We start from the raw sequence: 2,891 nt of genomic DNA, 5'->3' as shown, positions 1-2,891 counted from the left end.
GGGCTAGGTAGACACCCGCGGCCAGGCGATGGCGCGGACCGGCCGGGCTGGCCTTCACTGGCTGGCCCGGCCCGTCCACGCGTCGTCCCCTGACGGCCGCCAGCGGCTGCCCGCCCGGGCCGTCCGTGTTACTGGTTGATCGTTACTGGTTGATCGGCAGCGCGACGTCGAAGACCGGGTAGTTCGCCGGGAAGAAGCCGCGCAACGTGGCCTGCGCGGTCAACGGGCTGACCTCGTAGAGCCGGAACCTCGAGCCGACGAGCAGCGCGGCGAAGCCGGTGTTGGCCACCGCCCGACCGCTCGGTGAAGATGTCGTAGCCGGCCAGCGGTCCGACGGGTACGGGCAGCGTGCCGGTGTTGACCAGCGTCCCGGCGTTCGCCGGCGACTGGACGGCCACCTGCGCGAGGCCGGTGTTGATGTCGAACAGGGTCGTGCCGGTCGCGGGGTTAAGGTCGTTGTTCGTGTAGGCCGCGCCGGTCAGGCCGGTCGCGATACCCAGAGCGGCGGGTAGGTCAGCGGCGTGTCGGCCACGGTGGTGCCGGGCGGCGGGGTGCCCGTCGGGTCGTCAAGGTTGTGCCGCAGGTTCTCACCCGCGTTGCTGATCACTCGCAGCCGGTTCGCCGCCGGGTTGAAGTCGACCCCGAAGGCGGTGCCGACCAGCGGGATCGTCAGGTGCGAGACGAGCGTGGCGACCGCGTTCGCCGTGTTGATCACATAGATTCCGCCGAGGTCACCGACGCCGTACAGCCGGTTGTTCTGCACCCGGAAGTCGATCCCGACCAGGTGCGTGTCACCGCCGACGAGCCCGGTGATCCGGCCGATCGGGATGAGGCTCGCCGGCGAGTCCACGTCGAAACGCACCAGCCGGCCCGTCGTCGTCAGACCGTAGGCCGTGTAGTCGTCGAACAGAGCCGGTTGGATCACCGGCGTAGCCCCGTCGCCGACCAGCGGGGCCGCGCTCGCCGCCCCCACGAGCCCGGGTACCGCGGCGACCAGCCCGGCCGCCAGCGCCGCCGTCACGGCAGCCGAACTCACCGCGGAAAACCTTCTACGCACGTATGTCTCCTTCCAGGGGAACGTCTGACCAGCGGCGCCGCGATCCACGTCACCCCACATGACCGCCACTTGGCCGAAGTAGATCCGCCGAGCCACCCGGATACAACTACGCACAGTGACGGCGAGTCTGCCGCCATACCCGGATGCGCACGCCGCCACCGGCCGCACCCGCGCATCACGGCCGGTACGGTGCGAGCGACCTGGCGGCCTCGCGGTCCGGGCCGTCGTCCAAGACCATTTCCCCCAGGTACCATCGCCGTGCGGGGCCGTTAGCTCAACTGGCAGAGCAGCCGGCTTTTAACCGGCGGGTTCAGGGTTCGAGTCCCTGACGGCCCACCGCTGCACAGGCCCATGACCTGCACGGTTGGCCCTACCCGGTTCGGGGCCGTTGATCGTTGTGGCCCCCATGTGGCCCCACGGGTGTCGCATCGTGCGCCGCGGTACCGCGTTCACGATCTTCTCCGCTGCCGCCTGACCGGTCGGCCGCAGCAGGTGCGCGTACAGCCGGCCGGTGATCGCGGGCGAGGAGTGGCCGAGGCTGTGGGGCTTCAGAACCCCGATTTGGGCGGTGACCTGCATGTTTGCCTGCGGGACGGGGCCCGTGTCGGGCAGGCTGGATGGTCATGGTGTGGTCCCTGCTCTACGCCCTGACACGCAACGCTCTCGGACTGATGCTGCTCCGGATGCGTGGGGACACCGCGAAGGAGGTGGAGCTCCTTGTCCTGCGACACCAGGTGGCGGTGCTGCGACGGCAGGTCCACCGTCCGACGTTGGAACCCGCGGATCGGGTGATCCTCGCAGCCCTGTCCCGGCTCCTGTCCCGGGCTCGGTGGGGTTCGTTTTTCGTCACCCCGACCACCGTGCTGCGCTGGCACCGTGAGCTCCTCGCACGCAAATGGACCTACCCGCGGAAGTCGTCCGGTCGGCCGCCGGTCCACCGGGAGATCCGCGAGCTGGTTCTGCGACTCGCGCGGGAGAACCCGACCTGGGGCCACCGCCGGATCGAGGGAGAACTGATCGGGCTGGGCTACTCGGTCGGGGTCGCCACCGTCTGGCGGATCCTGCACCGCGCCGGCGTCGACCCAGCGCCGCGGCGAGCCGACGCCTCCTGGCGGACGTTCCTGCGCGCCCAGGCCTCCGGCCTGCTGGCCTGCGTTTTCTTCACGGTGGACACCGTGTTCCTGCAACGGATCTACGTGTTCTTCGTCGTCGAACACGCCACCCGCCATGTCCATGTCCTCGGGATCACGAAGCACCCGACCACGGCCTGGGTCACCCAGCAGGCACGGAACCTGCTGATGAATCTCGAGGAGGGCAGCCACCGATTCCGGTTCCTCCTCCGTGACCGCGACACGAAATTCACGGCTTCCTTCGACGCTGTCTTCACCGGGGCCGGCATCGACGTGGTACGCACACCGCCACAAGCCCCGCAGGCGAACGCGATCGCGGAACGCTGGGTCGGCACCGTCCGCCGGGAATGCACCGACAGGCTGTTGATCGTCTCCGAACGGCGCCTGACCGCCGTCCTCACCAGCTACGCCGAGCATTTCAACACCCACCGGCCTCACCGCTCCCTCGGCCAGCACCCGCCTGACTCGCCACCCGTGGTCGCCCCGACGTCGGAGTCCACCATCCGTCGCACACGTATCCTCGGCGGGTTGATCAGCGAGTATCGCAACGCCGCCTGACACCTCCCGGCGAAGACCGCATCAACCGCAAAAGGCCAGCTCACAGGCCGAATCGGGATTCTGGAGCCCCACACGATGGTTTAATTCCGCAATTGTCATAAAAATGTGCCATACCACTTCAGGAGCCTGTCGAAAAATAGTCCCTC

Annotated in this window: 3 protein-coding genes, 1 tRNA gene and 1 pseudogene; 2 read left to right on the top strand and 3 right to left on the bottom strand. The window is 68.5% G+C overall.

Annotated elements, in window-relative coordinates; all coding sequences use genetic code 11:
- Nucleotides 1–142: 142 nt before the first annotated feature.
- From G6R24_RS22990 to G6R24_RS19940, 3 genes and pseudogenes are all read right to left on the bottom strand, one after another.
- Entirely contained in the window at nt 143–289 is a 147-nt protein-coding gene (locus tag G6R24_RS22990) for a hypothetical protein (protein ID WP_225438820.1), read from the bottom strand.
- 64 nt (nt 290–353) lie between these two features.
- Nucleotides 354–482 (bottom strand): annotated as a pseudogene (locus G6R24_RS23470) (DUF4394 domain-containing protein); the annotation flags it as partial.
- Entirely contained in the window at nt 479–1,036 is a 558-nt protein-coding gene (locus G6R24_RS19940) for a DUF4394 domain-containing protein (RefSeq protein WP_263864094.1), read from the bottom strand. The pseudogene G6R24_RS23470 and the gene G6R24_RS19940, both read right to left, overlap by 4 nt.
- Nucleotides 1,037–1,320: 284 nt before the next feature.
- Here G6R24_RS19940 and G6R24_RS19935 point away from each other — a divergent pair.
- A tRNA-Lys gene (locus G6R24_RS19935) sits at nt 1,321–1,393 on the top strand.
- 245 nt (nt 1,394–1,638) lie between these two features.
- Nucleotides 1,639–2,745: an integrase core domain-containing protein gene (locus tag G6R24_RS19930; protein WP_163550687.1), complete on the top strand. Its 1,107-nt coding sequence runs from the start codon at nt 1,639–1,641 to the stop codon at nt 2,743–2,745.
- The last annotated feature ends 146 nt before the right edge of the window (nt 2,746–2,891 follow it).

Source organism: Candidatus Frankia nodulisporulans (genome assembly GCF_902806475.1).
Lineage (GTDB): Bacteria > Actinomycetota > Actinomycetes > Frankiales > Frankiaceae > Frankia > Frankia umida.
This window is presented reverse-complemented; position numbering and strand designations above follow the sequence as displayed.